At 43.6% G+C, this 18396-nt stretch carries 20 protein-coding genes; 8 read left to right on the top strand and 12 right to left on the bottom strand.

Annotation, left to right across the window (positions count from 1 at the left end; translation table 11 throughout):
* Nucleotides 1–19 precede the first annotated feature (19 nt).
* The 12 genes from JJ941_RS14315 to nuoL form a co-directional block, all read right to left on the bottom strand.
* Nucleotides 20–739: a MotA/TolQ/ExbB proton channel family protein gene (locus JJ941_RS14315; RefSeq protein ID WP_255135036.1), complete on the bottom strand. Its 720-nt coding sequence runs from the start codon at nucleotides 737–739 to the stop codon at nucleotides 20–22.
* A gap of 169 nt (nucleotides 740–908) precedes the next feature.
* Nucleotides 909–4316 (bottom strand): hypothetical protein, encoded by a 3408-nt coding sequence (locus JJ941_RS14310; RefSeq protein WP_290966630.1) that lies wholly within the window; start codon nucleotides 4314–4316, stop codon nucleotides 909–911.
* 130 nt (nucleotides 4317–4446) lie between these two features.
* Complete coding sequence (locus tag JJ941_RS14305; RefSeq protein WP_290966627.1) at nucleotides 4447–6354, bottom strand: cytochrome c biogenesis protein CcdA; 1908 nt, start codon at nucleotides 6352–6354, stop codon at nucleotides 4447–4449.
* 188 nt (nucleotides 6355–6542) lie between these two features.
* Complete coding sequence (gene rplI, locus JJ941_RS14300; protein WP_255135039.1) at nucleotides 6543–6989, bottom strand: 50S ribosomal protein L9; 447 nt, start codon at nucleotides 6987–6989, stop codon at nucleotides 6543–6545.
* A gap of 20 nt (nucleotides 6990–7009) precedes the next feature.
* Entirely contained in the window at nucleotides 7010–7261 is a 252-nt protein-coding gene (gene rpsR / locus JJ941_RS14295; RefSeq protein ID WP_255135040.1) for a 30S ribosomal protein S18, read from the bottom strand.
* 33 nt (nucleotides 7262–7294) lie between these two features.
* Nucleotides 7295–7681, bottom strand: coding sequence for a 30S ribosomal protein S6 (gene rpsF, locus JJ941_RS14290; RefSeq protein WP_255135041.1), 387 nt, complete (start codon nucleotides 7679–7681; stop codon nucleotides 7295–7297).
* Nucleotides 7682–7808: 127 nt separating this feature from the next.
* Complete coding sequence (locus JJ941_RS14285; RefSeq protein ID WP_290966621.1) at nucleotides 7809–8222, bottom strand: PIN domain-containing protein; 414 nt, start codon at nucleotides 8220–8222, stop codon at nucleotides 7809–7811.
* Nucleotides 8203–8451: a CopG family transcriptional regulator gene (locus JJ941_RS14280; protein WP_290966618.1), complete on the bottom strand. Its 249-nt coding sequence runs from the start codon at nucleotides 8449–8451 to the stop codon at nucleotides 8203–8205. Before JJ941_RS14280 ends, JJ941_RS14285 begins: the two co-directional genes overlap by 20 nt.
* 162 nt (nucleotides 8452–8613) lie before the next feature.
* The gene (locus tag JJ941_RS14275) at nucleotides 8614–10080 is read right to left on the bottom strand and encodes an NADH-quinone oxidoreductase subunit N (protein WP_290966615.1); all 1467 of its coding nucleotides are present in this window, start codon (nucleotides 10078–10080) and stop codon (nucleotides 8614–8616) included.
* 9 nt (nucleotides 10081–10089) lie between these two features.
* A complete protein-coding gene (locus JJ941_RS14270; protein WP_255135045.1) occupies nucleotides 10090–10374 on the bottom strand; it encodes a 4a-hydroxytetrahydrobiopterin dehydratase in 285 nt (94 codons plus the stop codon).
* A gap of 1 nt (nucleotide 10375) precedes the next feature.
* Nucleotides 10376–11986 carry an NADH-quinone oxidoreductase subunit M gene (locus tag JJ941_RS14265; protein ID WP_290966610.1) on the bottom strand — a complete coding sequence of 537 codons (1611 nt, stop codon included), beginning with the start codon at nucleotides 11984–11986 and terminating at the stop codon, nucleotides 10376–10378.
* Nucleotides 11987–12003: 17 nt separating this feature from the next.
* Nucleotides 12004–14025, bottom strand: a complete 2022-nt coding sequence (nuoL, locus tag JJ941_RS14260; protein ID WP_290966607.1) for an NADH-quinone oxidoreductase subunit L — start codon at nucleotides 14023–14025, stop codon at nucleotides 12004–12006.
* A gap of 349 nt (nucleotides 14026–14374) precedes the next feature.
* Here nuoL and JJ941_RS14255 point away from each other — a divergent pair, with 349 nt between their 5' ends.
* From JJ941_RS14255 to JJ941_RS14220, 8 genes are read left to right on the top strand one after another with little or no spacing between them, the layout of a single operon-like run.
* Entirely contained in the window at nucleotides 14375–14932 is a 558-nt protein-coding gene (locus JJ941_RS14255) for a Na+/H+ antiporter subunit E (RefSeq protein ID WP_290966604.1), read from the top strand.
* A complete protein-coding gene (locus JJ941_RS14250; RefSeq protein ID WP_255135049.1) occupies nucleotides 14932–15213 on the top strand; it encodes a monovalent cation/H+ antiporter complex subunit F in 282 nt (93 codons plus the stop codon). Before JJ941_RS14255 ends, JJ941_RS14250 begins: the two co-directional genes overlap by 1 nt.
* The gene (gene mnhG, locus JJ941_RS14245) at nucleotides 15194–15535 is read left to right on the top strand and encodes a monovalent cation/H(+) antiporter subunit G (protein ID WP_290966600.1); all 342 of its coding nucleotides are present in this window, start codon (nucleotides 15194–15196) and stop codon (nucleotides 15533–15535) included. Before JJ941_RS14250 ends, mnhG begins: the two co-directional genes overlap by 20 nt.
* Nucleotides 15535–15780, top strand: coding sequence for a hydrogenase subunit MbhD domain-containing protein (locus JJ941_RS14240; RefSeq protein WP_290966598.1), 246 nt, complete (start codon nucleotides 15535–15537; stop codon nucleotides 15778–15780). Before mnhG ends, JJ941_RS14240 begins: the two co-directional genes overlap by 1 nt.
* Before the next feature lie 23 nt (nucleotides 15781–15803).
* A complete protein-coding gene (mbhE, locus tag JJ941_RS14235; protein WP_290966596.1) occupies nucleotides 15804–16100 on the top strand; it encodes a hydrogen gas-evolving membrane-bound hydrogenase subunit E in 297 nt (98 codons plus the stop codon).
* A complete protein-coding gene (locus tag JJ941_RS14230) occupies nucleotides 16090–16530 on the top strand; it encodes an MnhB domain-containing protein (RefSeq protein WP_255135054.1) in 441 nt (146 codons plus the stop codon). Before mbhE ends, JJ941_RS14230 begins: the two co-directional genes overlap by 11 nt.
* Nucleotides 16523–16891: a cation:proton antiporter subunit C gene (locus JJ941_RS14225; protein WP_255135055.1), complete on the top strand. Its 369-nt coding sequence runs from the start codon at nucleotides 16523–16525 to the stop codon at nucleotides 16889–16891. The genes JJ941_RS14230 and JJ941_RS14225 overlap by 8 nt, the downstream gene beginning before the upstream one ends.
* The gene (locus JJ941_RS14220; protein ID WP_290966590.1) at nucleotides 16888–18381 is read left to right on the top strand and encodes a monovalent cation/H+ antiporter subunit D family protein; all 1494 of its coding nucleotides are present in this window, start codon (nucleotides 16888–16890) and stop codon (nucleotides 18379–18381) included. The genes JJ941_RS14225 and JJ941_RS14220 overlap by 4 nt, the downstream gene beginning before the upstream one ends.
* Nucleotides 18382–18396: the final 15 nt, after the last annotated feature.

Here is an 18396-nt window from a genome sequence, read left to right as displayed (position 1 = left end):
TTTATTGTTTGGATTCTAATTATGCGTCAGTGTCGCTGGTAGATGGAGGAACTAAATCTTTTCCTTCATTCAGCATAATAATGGAGTCAATCAGGGTGATTGAACTTTCTTCCATTTCTGCAATCAGTCGGTCAATTTTAGACACGCAATAGTTGTATCCAATTTGAAGAATAATACCCGCAATCAAACCTCCGGCGGTTGTCAAAAGAGCTGTCTTAATACCACCGGCAACAATACTTGGTGAAATATCAGCTGCAGCTTCAATATCATCGAAAGCCTCAATCATACCTACTACGGTACCAAGGAATCCGAATAGCGGAGCAATTGCAATGAAAAGTGATAACCATACAAGGCCGCGCTCGAGGAAGCTCATTTCAATAGAGCCGTAGGCTGAAATTGCTTTTTCGGCGGCTTCAATACCTTCGTGAGAACGCATTAAACCAGCTTGAAAAACTGACGCTACAGGACCTCGGGTTTGTGCACAAAGTTCTTCAGCAGCTTCGATACCACCGTCTTGAAGAGCTTCTTGTACGTTAACGATAAATTTACGTGTGTTGATGTCAGCAAGGTTGAGAGTAATGATCCGCTCAAGAAAAATGGCGAGACCGAGGATCAATGTAACCAGTACGGGCCACATCCATCCACCTTCATTACCTTCGTTAAATTTTGCTACTACGACATTAAAAAACCCTTCGTCAGCAGGGGCTTGTAAGAGAAAAAGAGCAATCGACGATATCATGTCTACTCCACTAATAGTTTAATTGTTAAAGGCTAAGATTAATGAAGCGAAAGAATAGTTCATTTTATACTAAATGTCAAAGTAACATCCGTCTTAAAAAGTCATTTTTACGTAATGTTACCCACTTTCCGATTCACTCCTTTAACTTACAGATTTTTAAGGAGTTTTATCAAAAAGTTGCACTCATAACTAATTTTATAGTATGTATGGCAGCACGGTCTGAGACGGTTCTCCCGTCATAATTAAAACTTATCCGAATTAAATTACTTGCACGGTATGTACTATTGAGCGACCATATCAGATTCGTCCCCTCCCCTGTTCCCTCCGTCAGCTCATAGTTTCCATACGACGATGAACTTCCATTCACTGTCGTATTTCGTAATTCCAGTCGAAGGTTGGATTGAAGTTTTCTCCACAGAAAGGTTCGGTGTGTGGTCGAAACTTTCAGTAAATCAGCTGTTACATTCTCCTCTGGAAACCGGTCTTCTTTTCGGGCATAAGAAATTTCCAGCCCTGCATTCCAGGATCGGTTGATGGTCCCGTTTATCCCAGGTTTAAAGGAAAGCGTTCTGATGTCATAATTTCTGTTTTGGAGCCGGCTGCTTTCGCTTCGGTTTGTACTTCCCAAAGCATCAAGGGAAATCCGAATGCGATCGGTAATATCTAATGCCGTATTCAGGTACGTTAAGTCGGTGTAGCTTTCAATCGACTCGGTACTTCTCTGATTCAGGCTCCGGTTTTGTGAATATCCCAGGCGCAGGTCGGCTCGATTCACTCCATTCAATAGATTTAATTCTTTTTCCCAAAGCAGCCTGCCCTGCACGGTGTTGGAGTCATTTCGGAACGAGCTCAGCTTCAGCAAATAAACATCGGCCAAATCACGGGTTGTAGAATTTTCGGTAATGTCTATTCTCGATCTTAACCTGATTTCACGAAGCCAGCTTCCTTCCTCCAAAAAGACTAAAGGCTGAATAGTATTAAGCAACCGGGCATTCAAGTCTATGACCGGCAACAACTCATCGGAGGGTAAAAACTGGCGAATGAACGTTCCTTCATTAGGGCTCACTTCCAGGAAAAACTCATCCACCTGTTGAGTGCCGTCTCCGTTCAGATCATCCCATACATACTGCCCAATTTCAGGACCTACTTCAATATAGGTTTCCTGTAATAAAGCACGCCGCTGAGTGTTAGCCTCGTAGAAAAACTCCCCATCCAGCAACTCATTATTGGTTGAATAGTTTGTAACCGATTTAATAAGCAAGCCCTGACGATTTCTCCCACCTTCTGCTTCAAAAGCTTCGGTGAACTGTTTATCCCTCAGTCGCACTTCGTTGGTAGTCCCAAAATTACTGCCGGGCCGGTAGCTTACCCGGTATCGCTGCTCAATGGCTCTGGCTTCATCCTGCAGCCGATTATCGATCACGCCCTCCTCTTCCCGATATGCTACAGATGCATCCAGTTCCAGATCTGAAAATGTTACCCGTAATCCCGGCCCCACATCATAGAAGTTCCGAGAAAGTTGGGTGAGTGAATCTGTTTGGGCGTTACGTTGCTCCCTGTTCTCTTGCTCGAAGGACACATAGGGCGTAATAAGAGTTGAACCGGCATCAAATCCTTTACTTAAAGACCCGTTGTGTCTAAACCAGTTCCCATTCTGATTCAAAACTTCATCTTCACTTTTTACCCAATCCTGCCTGTAACTCACATCCATGATTCCTTCTTCCGAACTTGAGATGAATGAAGCCTGACGAACCCCATAAAACCGATCCCTTTCAACAATTCCCAGCTCACCCCCAATTGTTGTTTGCCCGGTTGGGCTCACACTCAAACTCGCCTGATTGATCACTTCCTTGCTTTCTCCGGTTCGGGTGATATTCCACTTGCGGTCAAACTCAACGTCTCGGGTGCGTTCAAAAAACTGAAATCTCCTACCTGAATATCTTCTGCTCACAGATGCATTAATTTTGCCAATTGCTGAATTTGCTTCCGAAATCCTCAAACCGGATTCATAAGCCATATCTGTATTATTGGCGTCATCAAGAGAGGAAAAACGGTTCGCATCAAAATCACTGGCCGCCCATTCCCCGAATAACTGAATATTGTCACTGACATTGAAGCTGCCATAAATAGCTGCCATTTGTTGTTTTTGGGGAGCCGGAAGCTGGCGAAATGGCTCATAACTGCCAAGCCCGGGACCAACCCATTCATATAATAAGCCATTTACCTGACTGCTCACCCGGCGGTAGCTGCCCTCTCCTTCTCCTACATTAGTAAATTGCACCCTGTAAATTGCATCTTCCGAGCCGGGCTGATTTTGGTAGATCGTATAGCTTTGCCCTTCCAAAACTGTATCAATCTCTGCATACATAACGAACCGATCCCGCTCATCTTCGGTAGCTATCCGGGCTCCGTTTACTACCGCGTCACCAAGGTCATCTCCAACATCCTGAAGTAATTCAATATCACTTTGGGTGAGCACTTGTTGAGACAAGAGGTCATCACCGTCTGCCTGGCGTATGACCGATGCTCCAACCTTCATTCTCCCATCTAAAAAATCCCCGCCGCCTTCTGCAGCCACCATCGTTCGGTTGAAATCCTGATCTACATACTCATACTCAATCACAATTCGGGTTTCATCTTTGATAAGCAGGTTGTTGGTGAAGGTGACTTCCCCTAAGCCATAGTCGATAATATAGTCATGCTCTGCTCCCCTTTGCACCTGTTGTCCGTTTACATAAACCCGCTCGGTTCCGGCAAGGATAATCACAAACTCCTGATCGTTACGGCCGGTTAGCCGGTAGGGCCCCTGAAACCCATCTTGTCCTGAAAAACTCATGGGTTTATAAGTACCCCTCACCACCGAAGCCGCACCGGTATAATCGCCATAGTCCGAATTCACATATCCGGTGGCTCCCTGAAGCCTTCTGTTGAGTCGGGCAAACGTACTTTGTTCCAGGCTGATGTCCACATCCCCCATTTCCACTGTTGTGTTCGGAGCTTCCACCTGAATAAACACCTTATCAAATTCCCGGAGGTTTTGCGTGGTACCATCGGGCTGAATGGGAATGCTTTGATCGGTTAAAGAGGCGTTGATGTTTATATTCTCGGTCAGGGCTCCGCTGAGTTCAAAATTCAATCCGCTCTCGAGCGCAAAATCCTGATTGGAACCTACAATAATGCCTCTGCTCAAGCTTCCCGATTGCCTTAGATTGGATTCAGCTAAACCGGGTTGCCGTTGCCGGCTTGCAATTTCTTCTTCCAGAGAATCCGGATCAGCAAATAACGTACTATCCAGTTCTATCGGTTTCCGGGGTTGATAGGTTCTGGAAATAGTAAAAGGAAATTCCTGATAGCGAACTACTACCTGCCTGTAATCGGGAAGATTATTTTCCCGAAAAGAAAGCAATCCTGATTGTTCATCAAAAGTCCATTTTTCTGAGCTAAGCTCCGTTCCATCGGCAGTAATATTGATGCTTGATGGAATCACCCACTCCCCTAAAAAATAGGAGGAATCCGGGTCAAAGGATTGCAGTAATTTTTGCTGATCAACAGGCGTCTGCCCATGTACAGAACCCAAACTTGCGAAGCACAACAGTAGTGTGCAGGCCAGATAATGAACGAATGTTTGGGTCGCAGGTGCAGCCAGAGGGATTTACATTTATTTGGGTGTGATTAAGGCTAAAGCTTTCCGCGGAAAGGGTCAACAATCAGCGATTATTAAATGCCTGAAGTCCGCGATCCAGAAATGCCACAAACTCATCTTTCTTACTGTACCCTAAACTTTGGGTAATTACCCGCCCCGATTCAGGATCAACAATAGCGTAAGTTGGAAGGGCTACGTTTCCGGTCAACTCAAACTGGAACATCTGATTTTCCGGCCCATCCGGACCGCCATCAGTGTAGAGCTTGACCAGCTCCATTTGATCAAAGCGTTGTACAACTTCTTCCAGCGGAAAGATATTTGATTCCATAGCCCGGCAGTTGGTGCAGGTATAACCCGTGAAGTCGATGAAAACAGGTATCCCTGCTTCTTTTGCGGCCTCCCGGGAGGCTTCATAATCTTTTGACCAGCCTTCATCCGCACTGGTAGTAGCTCCCGAGCCCGGAGTTGTTCCGATTGATGCCACTAAACTTACATCCGTAGCTTGTTTTGGTGGAAGGAATGCATCCCAGATGCCCAGTGAAGAACCCAACAGTCCCGGAATTAAGTAGAAACTGAACAGCAGAAAAGGAATCGAAAGCAGCATTCTTCCGGTAGAAATACTTTCAGGCTTTTGCTCATGCTTTAGCGAGTACGTGCCCAGCAGGTATAAACCGGTGAGTAAGAAAATGGCAATCCAAGCGGCGATGGTTAACGGACGGGAAACAACTCCCCACTCCCAAACCAAATCCACATTGGAAAGGAATTTAAAAGCTGCAGCAAGTTCTATAAAACCCAGCAATACTTTTACAATATTCATCCATGAGCCGCTTTTGGGTAACGATTCCATCCATTTGGGGAAAATGGCCAGGATCACAAAAGGGCTCGCAAATGCGGCTGAAAACCCAATCATCCCAATGATGGGGTAGAACCATTCTCCTCCGGTAGTTGCAGCAAACACACCGCCCACAAAGGGTGCAGTACATGAAAATGAAACCGCGCTGATCGTGAGTGCCATAAATAATATACCGGCTATTCCGGAGCTCTCATTACTTTGCCGGTTCAGCCAGTTTGTTAACTGATGAGGTAATCGCAGTTCATACATCCCCAACAAACTGAAGGCAAAAGCCACCAACACAAAAGCAATAAACAGGTTCACCCATGGATTGGAAGCAAAATTCTGAGCACCCGATACTCCGAAAATAGCCGCAAGCAAAACACCCAGAATCGTAAAAGTGATGACAATAGCGATTCCGAATAAAACAGCACCTCCAATTCCCTTCCCTGAACCTTCCTGTTTAGAGAAATATGAAACGGTTAATGGAATCATGGGAAAGACACATGGTGTAAGCAAGGCTGCAAATCCGGCCAGAATAGCCACCCAAATAAAAGAGAAAATCCCGTCTCCACCCAACGATGATTCTTTTATTTCACCGCCTGCTGTACCCGACTCTTCTTTATAAACAGCTTGTTCAACAGGACTTTCTGAAATCCCGGTTACCGTTACTCCCGCAATAATCGATTTTGATTTGGGCGGAAGGCAGACCCGGTCATCACATACCTGGTAAAAAACTTCGATGTCCAGATTCTGTGATCCTGTCTGATTGGTTTTGATAGCAACGGGAACGGTAAAACTGGCGAAACTGCTGTGCCAACCTAATTCAGCCTCGAAATTAGGATCGAATTCAATATCGGCCTCAGACTCTAGAACATCACCGGTGATTACAAAATTGGGTGACTTAGCAGAAAACTCAGTTGGGAAAGGACCGGCATCTTTGTCGTTTAGAATAGAATATAGGTGCCAGTCACCTTCGATAGAGGCATCAATTTTTATCTCAAAAACTTCACCGGCCAGCACTTCTTCCGGGGCTTCCGAAACGCTGAATTTAACAGGATCAGGGATTTGGGCGTGAATAAAAAATGGGGATAACATCATGATGATGATCCCCATTAATAGTGTTTGAGATGATTTCATTAAACCTAATTTCTTTGAGTTAGCCGTCACGGTTGTTATCTGCAATCTGTATGTTCAATCAATTTCGGCATCACTACGTTTCCTTGTAATAAATACGTTTGTTCTTGGATGACTGCGCAACCGTTTATCTTACGAATGCTAACTCAATTTATCCGAAATTAGTGTGTCGAAATCGAGTCAGAAAGTTATCACTCGTCTTTAACAACCCAGAACTTAACCTGAGGATTTAGATCTCCAACAAGGTTTACGGTGGCTGTGTATTCACCAAGAGCTTTCACATCCTGATCAAGTGAGATGTCTTTCTTGTCAACAAGAATTTCACGCTCTTCCAGAGCCGCTGCAATGTCAGCATTGGTTACGGTTCCGTGAATTTTGTCTTCTTCACCGGTTGTTACAGGGATAGTAAGTGAAGTTACTTCCAGCTGCTTAGCCAGTTCTTTAGCTTCCTTAACGGTAAACTCAGCCTGACGAGCTGCTTCTTTCTTCAGTCTTTCAAGTTCCTGAATCGCTCCTTTGGTTGCCATAACGGCTTTTCCTTGAGGAATCAGGTAATTACGTCCGTAACCGTCTTTTACATCAACAACTTCGCCGGACTGTCCTAATTTTTCTACGTCTTCTCTAAGTATGATTTTCATAATTCTGTCAACTTAAAATTTTATCTAAGGTTTTCAGCTACGTATGGCATAAGAGCTAAAAATCGAGCTCTTTTCACGGCCGTTGTTAACTGTCGCTGGTGCTTTGCACTGGTACCGGTAACACGTCGAGGGAGAATTTTACCCTGGTCGTTAGTAAAACGCTGGAGAGTATCTACGTCTTTGTAATCAATGTACTCAACTCCGGCACGTGTAAATTTGCACTGTTTTACCTTACGTTGACCTTTCTTTGGATGTGATGGATTCTTAATCATAATTCAAAATCTTTAGGTGTGGGTTCTCTTTAATTAATCGTCGTCTTCTTCCGATTCGTCTTCATCTTCAATCGCGAAGATATCCGGCACTTCATTTTTCTTTTGAAGTTCACGGTGACGTAGCATTTTGGCGTCATATTTCAGCGTTAGGTATCGAAGAATGTCATCATCGATTCTTAATTGACGTTCAACGCTGGCAATAGCTTCAGCGGGTGCTGTGAAATACATATTCACATAATAACCACTGCCTTTTTTATCGATGTTGTATGCGAACTGACGTAAGCCCCACTCATCTACTTCATCAATTTCTCCGCCGTTCTTTTCGATCAGATTGGTAACTTTATCGACGGTTTCTTTGAACTTATCCTCTTCGAGAACAGGATTTATGATATAGGTAAACTCGTAATAGTTTTTGCTCATTTTGATATGTTTTTCTTTGGTTGCTTCCTGAGATGAAAGCAGTCGCTCTGGCACTTTGCCGAGCAACAGAAGACTGTAAAGATACGCTTTTTTTGTTGTCTATTCCAACCTCTCAAAAAGGTTTATTTTACTGGTCCAATAGGTTTGACAGGTATTGGCCGTTACTCAATTTATATACTCCAAAATCACTGTCCAGCGTAATAATTGATTCAAGGTCGCGAGACTCGGCCGTAACAACAAGGGATGCATCCGTAAAATCTGCCGGTAAATCAGCGTACCTCTCTATCACTTCTTTTACTTTAATGAATTGCCACTGTTCAAGGTTTACTACTTCGATACCCCCTTCCGCTACCCAATCCAAAAAGTTCAACTGTGTTTCTTTGTTAAAATCGAGCATGTAGGATACTTCCGTTAAAACCGGCCAGGTAGAAATCAGCCTCCCCCTGAAATCTCTCATAAATTCCATTACTCTGGAATGATGCTGATCATCGCGATCAAACAGAGCAATTACAGGACCGGCATCAATCAGTGTGCTTATCACGGATCTTATCTTTTATGCGGGATTTATAGGTTACGGATCGGTTTGCTTCACCGCTCCCATGCTTTCCAAAGTAGGCTGCGCCCGCTTCATAGGGTTTGTTATATTTCTTCTCTTTTGCCATATACTCCACCAAGGCTTCTTTTATAATATTGGAGCGGGATACATTTTTTTGATCGGCTAACATCTCCAGCTCTTTCTCTAAATCTTCCGGCAAACGAACTGATCTCATGACATTATATTAATTGTTTTACAAAATGTATTACAATTTTCGATTATGCACAAATCTCTCGCAGATAAATTAGCAGTGTTCGATTAGCTCCACCGGCCCGACGCGTCAGTACATCAGCTCGGTGAGCCGGTTAGTTATTAAAGAAAAGAAATATACTGGTTATCAGGGAGCGACTGAAATGGCAGGTGTAGAATAGCCACCAAAGGTGTTCAGCAGATCCATTAACCCGCCGGTAGGCAGCAGCGGCTCCACTCCATAATAAAGTGTCAGAATTGCGAGAATAGCGATGGTTCCTTTGTAAAGCAGTGTGGGTTTGAATAGCTCAACTGGCTGATGTTCTTCACGGAAGTACAAGTAAACCATAACGCGAAGATAATAATACACACTGGCTGCACTTGCCAATACACCTACGATTGCTAACCCAACCATCTCAGCATTAATAGCTGCAGCAAATACGTAATACTTACCTACGAAACCCACTAATGGAGGAATACCGGCCAGAGAGAATAGGAATACGGAAAGAGAAATTCCCATCATTGGTTCCTTGTAGCCCAATCCGGCAAGGTTTTGAACCTGGTTGAAATCAAGGCCTTTGTTGCGCTCGTAATAAGCAATCACACCAAATGCACCCACATTCATCAGGGTATAGGCGAACAGGTAAAAGAGCACGGCGCTGTATCCTTCAAATGTGCCGGCAGCTAAGCCAACCAAAGCATAACCGGCATGTGCCACACTTGAATAGGCAAGCATGCGTTTCACATTATCCTGCACCAGGGCAATGATGTTTCCAAATATCATAGTTACAATTGCGATAAGGCTGAGCACCGATTGCCAGTCCAATCCTTCCATAATCGGAAGAGCTCTTGCAAGCACCAGAATAAAGGCTACAAACGTACCCGCTTTAGAGGCCGTTGCCATGTAAGCGGTTAAAGTAGTTGGCGTTCCCTGATAAACATCGGGAGTCCACATATGGAATGGCACCGCTGACACTTTGAATAAAAATCCTACTAAAAGAAGTCCGGTTCCGGCAAGGAATAATAAATCGGTACTTGCAGCCGCGCCTATTTCAGGAATGTTTGTTGTACCGGTAGCTCCATAGAGAAGAGCCATTCCATATAAAAGGAACCCGGTTGAGAAGGCACCCAGCAAGAAATACTTCAGAGCTGATTCGGCTCCGGCTTTTTCGTCTTTAATCAAACCGGCCATCACATATAAACAAATTGACATGGTTTCCAGGCCTACAAATAGCGTAATCAGGTCGTTGGAACCGGCAAGCGCAAGCATACCGGATGTAGCAAATAACATCAGTGCATAGATTTCACCGTAGTAATGGCCGATGTCTCTCAGGTAGTCTTCACTAATGAAAACACAAAACACAGCACCGGTGAGAATAACCATATTCCCGAATGCTACCGGGCCACCATAAACCAACATTCCGGAAAAAGCTGTATCCAGGTTGGTACCTAATGATTGCACACTTACAATGAGTGCAGCAATCAGGGAAAGTGAGGTAATCCAGAAATTTAACGGGCTGTCTTTTTTGAGTGATTCAACCACGATTACTACTAAACCGGCTACAGCAGTAATTACACCGGGAAGAAAAGCTTGTATGTCGCCTAAATAATCCATTCGCTAATTTTATAAAACGCTTTCAATTGCTTTGGCAAGATCCACATCTTTCTGTGTGACCTTATCACCCGCATCATGTGTATTCAAACTTATATTTACTGTGTTATACACATTAAATAATTGCGGATGATGTACCTGTTTTTCAGCTTCTACTCCAACACGGACAATAAATCCGAGTGCTTCGCTGAAGTCTTTAAATGAAAATTCTTTTTTTATAACGTCATCGCCAAACTCCCACCCTTCTAAGGAATTCAGAGCTTCGCGAATGTCCTGTTCTGAAAGTGGTTGTGCCATGTTACTTGGATGCCATTTGTGATTCAACTTGATCTACGTCATAGAATCTTGCAGTCCACTCAGGAAGGTCTTCATCAAGTTTGGACTGCTCTATTACAGCCATACTTTTTTCCTGAGATGCTTCAATTAATTCCTCAACCTGAGCCTCTGAATATTTTGTGAAATCAACAGGGTGGATTCCAATCCAAAACATGAAAATAACTAAAGGAACCAAAAGCCCGATTTCACGACCATTCAGGTCTACTAATTTCTCATTTTCTTCATTGGTGATTGGGCCAAACATCACGCGCTGGAACATCCATAACATGTAAACGGCCGCTAAAATCACACCGGTTGCAGCCAGTATTGCAAATACTTTATTGTTATAGAGCTCAGAGAAAAACGAGCCGTTCAGTATCAAAAATTCACCTACAAATCCATTCAGTCCCGGAAGCCCGATGGATGCCAGCGTTGCAATCATAAACATTACAGTAAATACCGGAACCTTCTTCGCGATGCCTCCGAAATCTTTAATCATTCGGGTGTGGCGGCGATCATATATCATCCCAACAATAAGGAAGAGCGCGCCGGTTGAAAGTCCGTGATTAATCATCTGGATGATAGCTCCCTGAACAGCGACAGTGTTCAGAGCAAAAATTCCCAATACAACAAAACCTAAGTGACTCACCGATGAGTAAGCCACCAATTTCTTCACATCTTTCTGAACCATGGCCACCAGTGCACCATAAATAATTCCGATCACGGCAAGGGTAGCCATCCATGGGGCAAATTCCATAAAAGCATTAGGGAAAATCGGCAGACAAACGCGGATCAATCCATAAGTACCCATCTTAAGCATAATGGCAGCAAGCACAACTGATCCCGCTGTTGGCGCCTCGGTGTGTGCATATGGTAACCATGTATGGAAAGGAAACAGTGGTACTTTAATACAAAACGCCAATGCAAAGGCCAGGAATAAATACGTCTGCTCAACCAGGCCAATATTGTACATATCACCGGACAGGAATCTCCAGTCGGTAGTAAAGGTAGTTCCGCCTCCCATTGCAGCACCGGCATCGTAACCCAGGTAAATCAACCCAACCAACATGATTAATGAACCAACCAGAGTGTAGATAAAGAATTTAACAGTAGCCTGAATACGTCCGGCTCCACCCCAGATTCCAATAAGGAAGTACATCGGGATCAGTGAAAGCTCAAAGAACACGTAGAATACCATCAGATCGAGAGATGCAAAAACACCAAGTGAAGCCGTTTGAAGCAATAATAACATGCTCAGATAACCGGCCAGGTGCTTCTTAACTGAATTCCATGAAGAAAGAATTACAATTGGCCCCATAAAGGTAGTCAGCATAAATAAGAGCAGACTCAATCCATCTAATCCTACCAGGTATTTAATATCCAGAGTTTCCATCAGTCGCCCGCCCTCAGTCAAGAACTGCGGAGTTCCCGAAGCTGCCACGTCAAAACTTAACATCAATGGCAATGAAGCCACAAAAGTAAGGGCTGTCACTAACAGGGCGATCCACTTACGGGAGGTTTCATTCCTGATCAGTAAAATCAGCGGAATGCCTAACAGCGGTAAATAAATAACGATATTTAAAAGAGTTTCCATCTACTAATCAGTGACAATTACATTATCATTAAATAAAGGATCACAATCACGCCAATCACAAAAGCCAGCGCATAACTTGAAACTACACCGGTTTGAACATACCGGAATAAGCTACCAAACAGACGAACCGTTCCGGCTGTAGCGTTTACAATTCCGTCCACTACTTTCATGTCGAACACGGCTAATACTTTATCCGAAAATTTCACGATAGGATCTGAAATCAATCCTTCATATACCTCATCGAGGTTGTACTTGTCTTTCCAGGTTTGGTAAAGCCCGCCAAATCGATCGGCGAGTTTTGCGTCCGACTCAAGCTGCTGATTGTTGTTGTACATTCTGAAGGCTGTCCAGGTACCGGCAATGGCTATCACAATAGAGAACGCCATGATACCCCACTTGATTGGCTTGCCAAGAATCAGTTCATAATCAGCATTAATATTGTACAGCCAGTTATGCAGTAAATTAATATGTGCAGTTTCTCCGGTGAAAGTTTCCACAACAAAATTAGGTACACCTAAAAATCCGCCTACAGCTGCCAGGCCTGCTAAAGTCCAAAGAGGAATAGTCATAGTTGCAGGACTTTCGTGCAGATATTTTTCAGCTCCGATAGCTTCTTTAAAACGCTGCCCCAGTTTGAACTCCCCATGGAAAGTAGTCAGTGTAAGACGGAACATATAAAAAGCAGTAAGGAACGCGGTAATCATTCCAACACCCCAAAGTGCCATATACATATAGCCTCCGAATTCACCGGCTCCGGCGTTGGCGGTCATCGCTAAAATTTCATCCTTAGAAAAGAACCCGGCCAATGGAGGAATACCTGCAATGGCAATAGTTGAAATCAGAAAAGTCTTGTAGGTAGATGGCATGTATTTTCGGAGTCCACCCATATTTCTCATATCCTGCGGGTCGAAATGCACATCTTTGCCTTCGTGCTCAAGTTCATGCTCTACATGGTGCATGGCATGAATAACAGATCCTGAACCAAGGAACAGACATGCCTTAAAGAAAGCGTGGGTTACTACATGGAACATGGCAGCCGTGAAAGCCCCCGACCCCAAAGCCAGAAACATATATCCTAACTGAGAAACGGTAGAATATGCCAGCACACTTTTAATATCGTTTTGAGTAATGGCGATGGTTGCAGCAACAATAGCTGTAAGCGCACCAACAACGGCAACAATTAGCATTACTTCCGGTGACAACACAAACATAGGCGACATACGGGAAATCAGGTAAATCCCTGAAGTTACCATGGTAGCCGCATGAATTAATGCAGAAACAGGTGTTGGACCGGCCATCGCATCGGGCAGCCAAACGAATAAGGGAATCTGTGCAGATTTACCGGTTGCCCCGATAAACATCAACAGACCAATGGTAAATACATATTCACCGGAAAACGCATCCAGGTTTCCAAGAATCACATCAAAGCTCAGGCTTCCCACCGTTTGAAAAACCATAAACATGGCAATCAAAAAGGCAAAATCACCGATACGATTGTATATAAAAGCTTTTTTGGCGGCATCGGATTTAGCCATGTCTGTGTACCAGAAACCAATCAAGAGGTAAGAACAAACACCTACGCCCTCCCATCCAAGAAACAGCAACAATAAGTTATTACCCAGAACCAGGTTCAGCATCGCAAAGATGAAGAGGTTCAGGTAAGCAAAAAACTTCCAGTAACCTTCATCATCCGCCATATACCCCATTGAGTACAGGTGAATAAGAAAGCCGACACCGGTTACCACCAATGTCATAAGTATGGAAAGCTGGTCGAGACGATAAGCAATATCAACGCTGAAGCTACCCACTTCCATCCAGGTAAACAGCTTATACACTACTGCTTCGGAGTCAGCATTAATATTAAGGAAGAAATAAACCGCAATAGCAAAAGGTACAAATACGGCCAGATTAGCAATCAATCCAATGAGTTGCTTCTTATTTCTATAGTTCTCTGCGAACAGGCCGATAATTCCGTTGATCAGAAAACCAGCTAATGGAAGAGCAATTATGAGTGAAAACAGCGCCGTAGCGGATTCCATTTATTAAACTTTGTTTTGATTTCAGTAAAAACAAAGCCGCGACAGGCACGGCTCCGAAATGGATGGCAAAGATACAAAAAACTATAGGAAGGTAAAGACAGATTTAGGGGATTTTTCTGAAATTTAAATTAGTTCTGCCTTTGGCCGATAAACAAAAAAATGAATGAATCATGGTGGCACGGATCAGGCATTAGTTTGCTTATTTAAATTTATGGACTGCCTGCAAACCAACTCGAAATATATAACCCAAACCAATCATCAAATTTACCCAATTTAAATTTCAGGTAATTATCAGAATTTGTATGTTTGGAGCCATTAAAAATTCCCAAAATCCTAATTCATCAGAATCTTGAAGTCTTTTTCAATTCAAAGCCCGATTGTATCTTTTCTGACCCTGATGGGGTTTTGGTATGTCATGAGCGGTTTTTTCGATATAACGCACACCATTATGGGTGTTATCAGCGTGACTATTGTAATGGCTATCAACTATAAGCTAAAGGCACATTCTTTTTACGATAACGAGAGTGATGTAATTAAAGATCTGCGGTTTTTATATCTGCCCTGGTATTTTATTTGGTTATTCTGGCAGATCATCGTTTCCGGAATTCATGTTGCAAAAATTTTACTGACCCCTTCGCTGCCTATTAAATCATCAGTGGTTCGTTTTAAGGTGAATTATCCCAACCCTCATGCTAAAATGATTTTAGGTAATTCTATTACACTCACCCCGGGCACGCTAACGGTAGATATTAACGACGACGAATTTATAGTACACGCAATTTCCCCGGTTTCCTTTGAGGGAATTGCCAACGATAAAATGCCCCAACAGGTACTCAAATTATTTACTACAGAAATGCACGATGTGGTGTCAGACTTTGAAGTGATTCACAGCAAGGAGGACTTATAATGGATTCCTTCTTCCTATACAGCGCCGTTATTTTGACCGCTATTATCGTTGTTCCCGCCTACCGGGTAATGAAAGGGCCAACCGTTTTTGACCGGTTGGTAGGTACCAATGCCATTGCCACAAAAACAATTGTTCTTATTTGCCTGATTGGATACGTATTCGGCCGCATCGATATGTTTATAGATATTACTCTGGCCTATGCTATTCTTGGATTCATCGGCTCGCTGACGATTGCAAAATATTTCTCATCCGAAAAAGTAGATGTCCGATTTGATGATTGATTTCACCTCCATATTAACCATTGTATTTGTTGTGGCCGGCATCTTCTTTTTGCTGGTGGGAAGTATCGGCATCATCCGGCTGCCGGATTTTTACTCCCGCACCCATGCCACCAGTAAAAGTGATACCCTTGGAATGATTCTGGTTATTATAGGCCTCATTATTTTTGAAGGCCTCACGATTAACAGTGGGAAATTAGTTCTGGTGCTCTTATTTATTTTGCTTGCCAACCCTGTTGGAGCCCATGCACTGGCCCGGGCAGCTTATAATTCGGGACTCAAACCCCTGTTCCCCGATAACAAAAAAGACAAAACGGAAGGCTAATGTACTGGGAACTTGAACTCATATTATTCATCTTTTTGTTAATAACCGGCTATATAGCCCTGGAAGCGAATGATTTGCTTATATCCGTAGTCATGCTTACCGCCTTCAGCTTTCTAATGGCTCTTTTATTCACCACTATGGGAGCTGTAGATGTTGGATTTACCGAAGCAGTTGTCGGTGCCGGGGTTACAGGAATTCTTTTAATTGTTGCCATTTATCAAACCACATATAAAACAGAAGATTGAAGTATCTGAAGCTACTTATAATTATGGCATTTACTACCGTGCTGCTCTTTGCGGCATCGGACTTGCCCTATCGTGGAGACCCTGACAACCAGATGAACCAGGAAGTCAGCATGACCGGCACTGAAGTTCCTGGCAACTATTACATTCAGGAAGCTTACAATGATGCCCACACCCCAAACATCGTAACCGTAATCTTGGGTGACTATCGTAGTATTGATACCCTGGGCGAGCAAATTGTAATCTTTACAGCCGGGCTCATTACTTTTTTGCTGCTTAGAAACCGAAAAGAAGAAGCAGAGGGAGAAAACGATGACCAATAAAGAACACAGCCCCATTATTTTGTTGGGCTCCCGTTTTTTGAGTCCTTATATCATGCTTTTCGGTTTTTATGTGATCTTTCATGGTCACTATTCTCCCGGAGGCGGGTTTCAGGGTGGAACGCTGCTTGCCGCTTCTCTTTTATTGATTCGCATTGCCAGTGGCACCGAAATTGCCGCCCTTCAGTTTAAGGACTATTTAGCCACCCCCTATGCTGCACTTGGTGTACTCATTTATTTTGGAACCGGGTTAGTAGCCATTTTCACCGGTGGATATTTTCTGGATTATGAACAACTACCTATTCCCGGCCTCGAAGCTGCAGACCTGCGCTATTGGGGAATCCTGATTATTGAATTAGGCATTGGGTTAACGGTGATGACCGTGCTTGTACTTATTTACGATAATATGGTAAAAGGAGAAGATTATGCTTGAATTCTTTTTAGGCCACTATGCTTATTGGTTTACCATTATTCTGTTGGCTTTGGGCTTATATGGAATGCTCCTGAAAAAGAACCTGGTAAAGAAAACCATTGGTCTTTCAATTTTCCAGGCCGGTGTCATCCTGTTTTTTGTTTCTGTAGCCATGAAAGAAGGCGCAACGGTGCCTGTTAAAGCCTATGATTTACCCGTTAGTGAAGTTTCAAATTATATGAACGCACTTCCCCACACGTTAATGCTGACTGCCATTGTAGTTGGTGTGGCAACTTTGGGAGTCGCCTTTGCTCTGTTGATCAACATTTACAATCGCTACGGCACCCTCAACGAAGAAGAACTTTTAGATAAGATTCAATGATTGGATCCGAAATACCGGCGTTAATACCCGTTACATACATCTTTTTTGCGATTCTGATTCCTGTCGTCGGACTCTGGAGGCGTGAAATTACCTGGCATTTGAGTCTGTTGGGAACCGGAATAGCTACCTTCTTTTCCGCATGGGGATTTTGGCACCTCATACAAACCGGCGAAACAATTCGCTACTTTTTTGGTGGTTGGGCGCCTCCCATAGGTATCGAGTTTGTGTATGATGGCCTTGCAGCTTTCATAGTTCTGGTAATCAATGCCATTGCCTTTTTTGTACTCATTCACTCCAAAGAAATCAGCAAGGTTGAATTTCCCGGCAAAAAGATGGCCTACTACACCGTTTCCATGCTGCTAATGCTGGGCTTCAACGGCATGGTGCTTACCGGAGACCTCTTCAACCTTTATGTATTCCTCGAAATCTCCTCTCTTTCTAGTTATGCCCTGATTGCCATTGGTGAGAAACGAGCTCCCTTTTCAGCTTTCCGCTATTTGATTATCGGAACCGTGGGTGGGTCACTCTATTTATTGGGAGTTGGATTTCTATATACCGTAACCGGCACGCTTAATATTATTGACATGCACGCCATGCTTCCGCAGGTGATTGGTCACTCTTCAGTAATTGCAGCATTGATTCTGATGATCATAGGTGTTGGGGTGAAGGCCGCATTGTTCCCGCTTCATGGCTGGTTACCGGATTCTTATACCTTTGCCTCTTCCACCTCTTCTGCTTTGATTGCTCCCATCGGAACCAAAGTTGCCGCTTATATTCTATTCAGGATTGTACTGTTTTTATTCGGAGTTGAACTGATCGACGAGCAACTTCCGGTTACCACTATTATCGGGATTTTTGCAGGGATCGGCATTCTCTACGGTTCCATCATGGCTATTGCCCAAAGCGAGTTAAAGAAAATGCTGGCATACAGCTCGGTTTCACAAATCGGGTATATCATCATGGGGATTAGCCTTGCCAATCCGTTTGGATTTATTGGAGCTGTACTTCATATCCTCAATCACGCCATAATGAAAGCCCTCCTCTTTCTTGTTTCAGGAAGTATGAGACTCAAAGAAGGGCATTCACTCATCACAAAATTTGACAATTCGTACCGAAAGAAATACCCGTGGACGATGGCTGCTTTTACAACAGCTGCTATTTCTATGGTCGGCCTTCCCCCACTCGCAGGATTTTTCTCAAAATGGTACCTGGCATTGGGAACCATTGAGAACAGCGATTGGCTGTTACTCGCAGTAATACTGATCAGTTCGCTGCTAAACGCAGTGTATTTCTTCCGGATTTTGGAAAAAGTATATCTCAATAATCCCGACGCGGAAGAAGCCTCCGAAACAGAAGCCGTTCAGAATAATGAAGTAGGCTTCAGCATGATGTTTCCTATGGCCGTAATGGCGATCGGGCTATTACTGGTTGGTATTTTCAACGTGTATATCGTAAATGTAATTTTCACCATGTTTCCGGCAGGATTTTAAATAGATAAATAAACA

This window comes from Gracilimonas sp., from assembly GCF_017641085.1.
Taxonomy (GTDB): Bacteria; Bacteroidota; Rhodothermia; order Balneolales; family Balneolaceae; genus Gracilimonas.
Note: the sequence above shows the minus strand (reverse complement) of the source record. Positions and strands in the feature narration are given on the sequence as shown.

Coding starts and splice junctions, on each gene's coding strand:
- JJ941_RS14315 (WP_255135036.1), bottom strand. CDS start 739: ATGATATCGTCGATTGCTCTTTTTCTCTTACAAGCCCCTGCTGACGAA.
- JJ941_RS14305 (WP_290966627.1), bottom strand. CDS start 6,354: ATGAAATCATCTCAAACACTATTAATGGGGATCATCATCATGATGTTA.
- rplI (WP_255135039.1), bottom strand. CDS start 6,989: ATGAAAATCATACTTAGAGAAGACGTAGAAAAATTAGGACAGTCCGGC.
- rpsR (WP_255135040.1), bottom strand. CDS start 7,261: ATGATTAAGAATCCATCACATCCAAAGAAAGGTCAACGTAAGGTAAAA.
- rpsF (WP_255135041.1), bottom strand. CDS start 7,681: ATGAGCAAAAACTATTACGAGTTTACCTATATCATAAATCCTGTTCTC.
- JJ941_RS14280 (WP_290966618.1), bottom strand. CDS start 8,451: ATGAGATCAGTTCGTTTGCCGGAAGATTTAGAGAAAGAGCTGGAGATG.
- JJ941_RS14275 (WP_290966615.1), bottom strand. CDS start 10,080: ATGGATTATTTAGGCGACATACAAGCTTTTCTTCCCGGTGTAATTACT.
- JJ941_RS14270 (WP_255135045.1), bottom strand. CDS start 10,374: ATGGCACAACCACTTTCAGAACAGGACATTCGCGAAGCTCTGAATTCC.
- JJ941_RS14265 (WP_290966610.1), bottom strand. CDS start 11,986: ATGGAAACTCTTTTAAATATCGTTATTTATTTACCGCTGTTAGGCATT.
- nuoL (WP_290966607.1), bottom strand. CDS start 14,025: ATGGAATCCGCTACGGCGCTGTTTTCACTCATAATTGCTCTTCCATTA.
- JJ941_RS14250 (WP_255135049.1), top strand. CDS start 14,932: ATGGATTCCTTCTTCCTATACAGCGCCGTTATTTTGACCGCTATTATC.
- mnhG (WP_290966600.1), top strand. CDS start 15,194: ATGTCCGATTTGATGATTGATTTCACCTCCATATTAACCATTGTATTT.
- JJ941_RS14240 (WP_290966598.1), top strand. CDS start 15,535: ATGTACTGGGAACTTGAACTCATATTATTCATCTTTTTGTTAATAACC.
- mbhE (WP_290966596.1), top strand. CDS start 15,804: ATGGCATTTACTACCGTGCTGCTCTTTGCGGCATCGGACTTGCCCTAT.
- JJ941_RS14230 (WP_255135054.1), top strand. CDS start 16,090: ATGACCAATAAAGAACACAGCCCCATTATTTTGTTGGGCTCCCGTTTT.
- JJ941_RS14225 (WP_255135055.1), top strand. CDS start 16,523: ATGCTTGAATTCTTTTTAGGCCACTATGCTTATTGGTTTACCATTATT.
- JJ941_RS14220 (WP_290966590.1), top strand. CDS start 16,888: ATGATTGGATCCGAAATACCGGCGTTAATACCCGTTACATACATCTTT.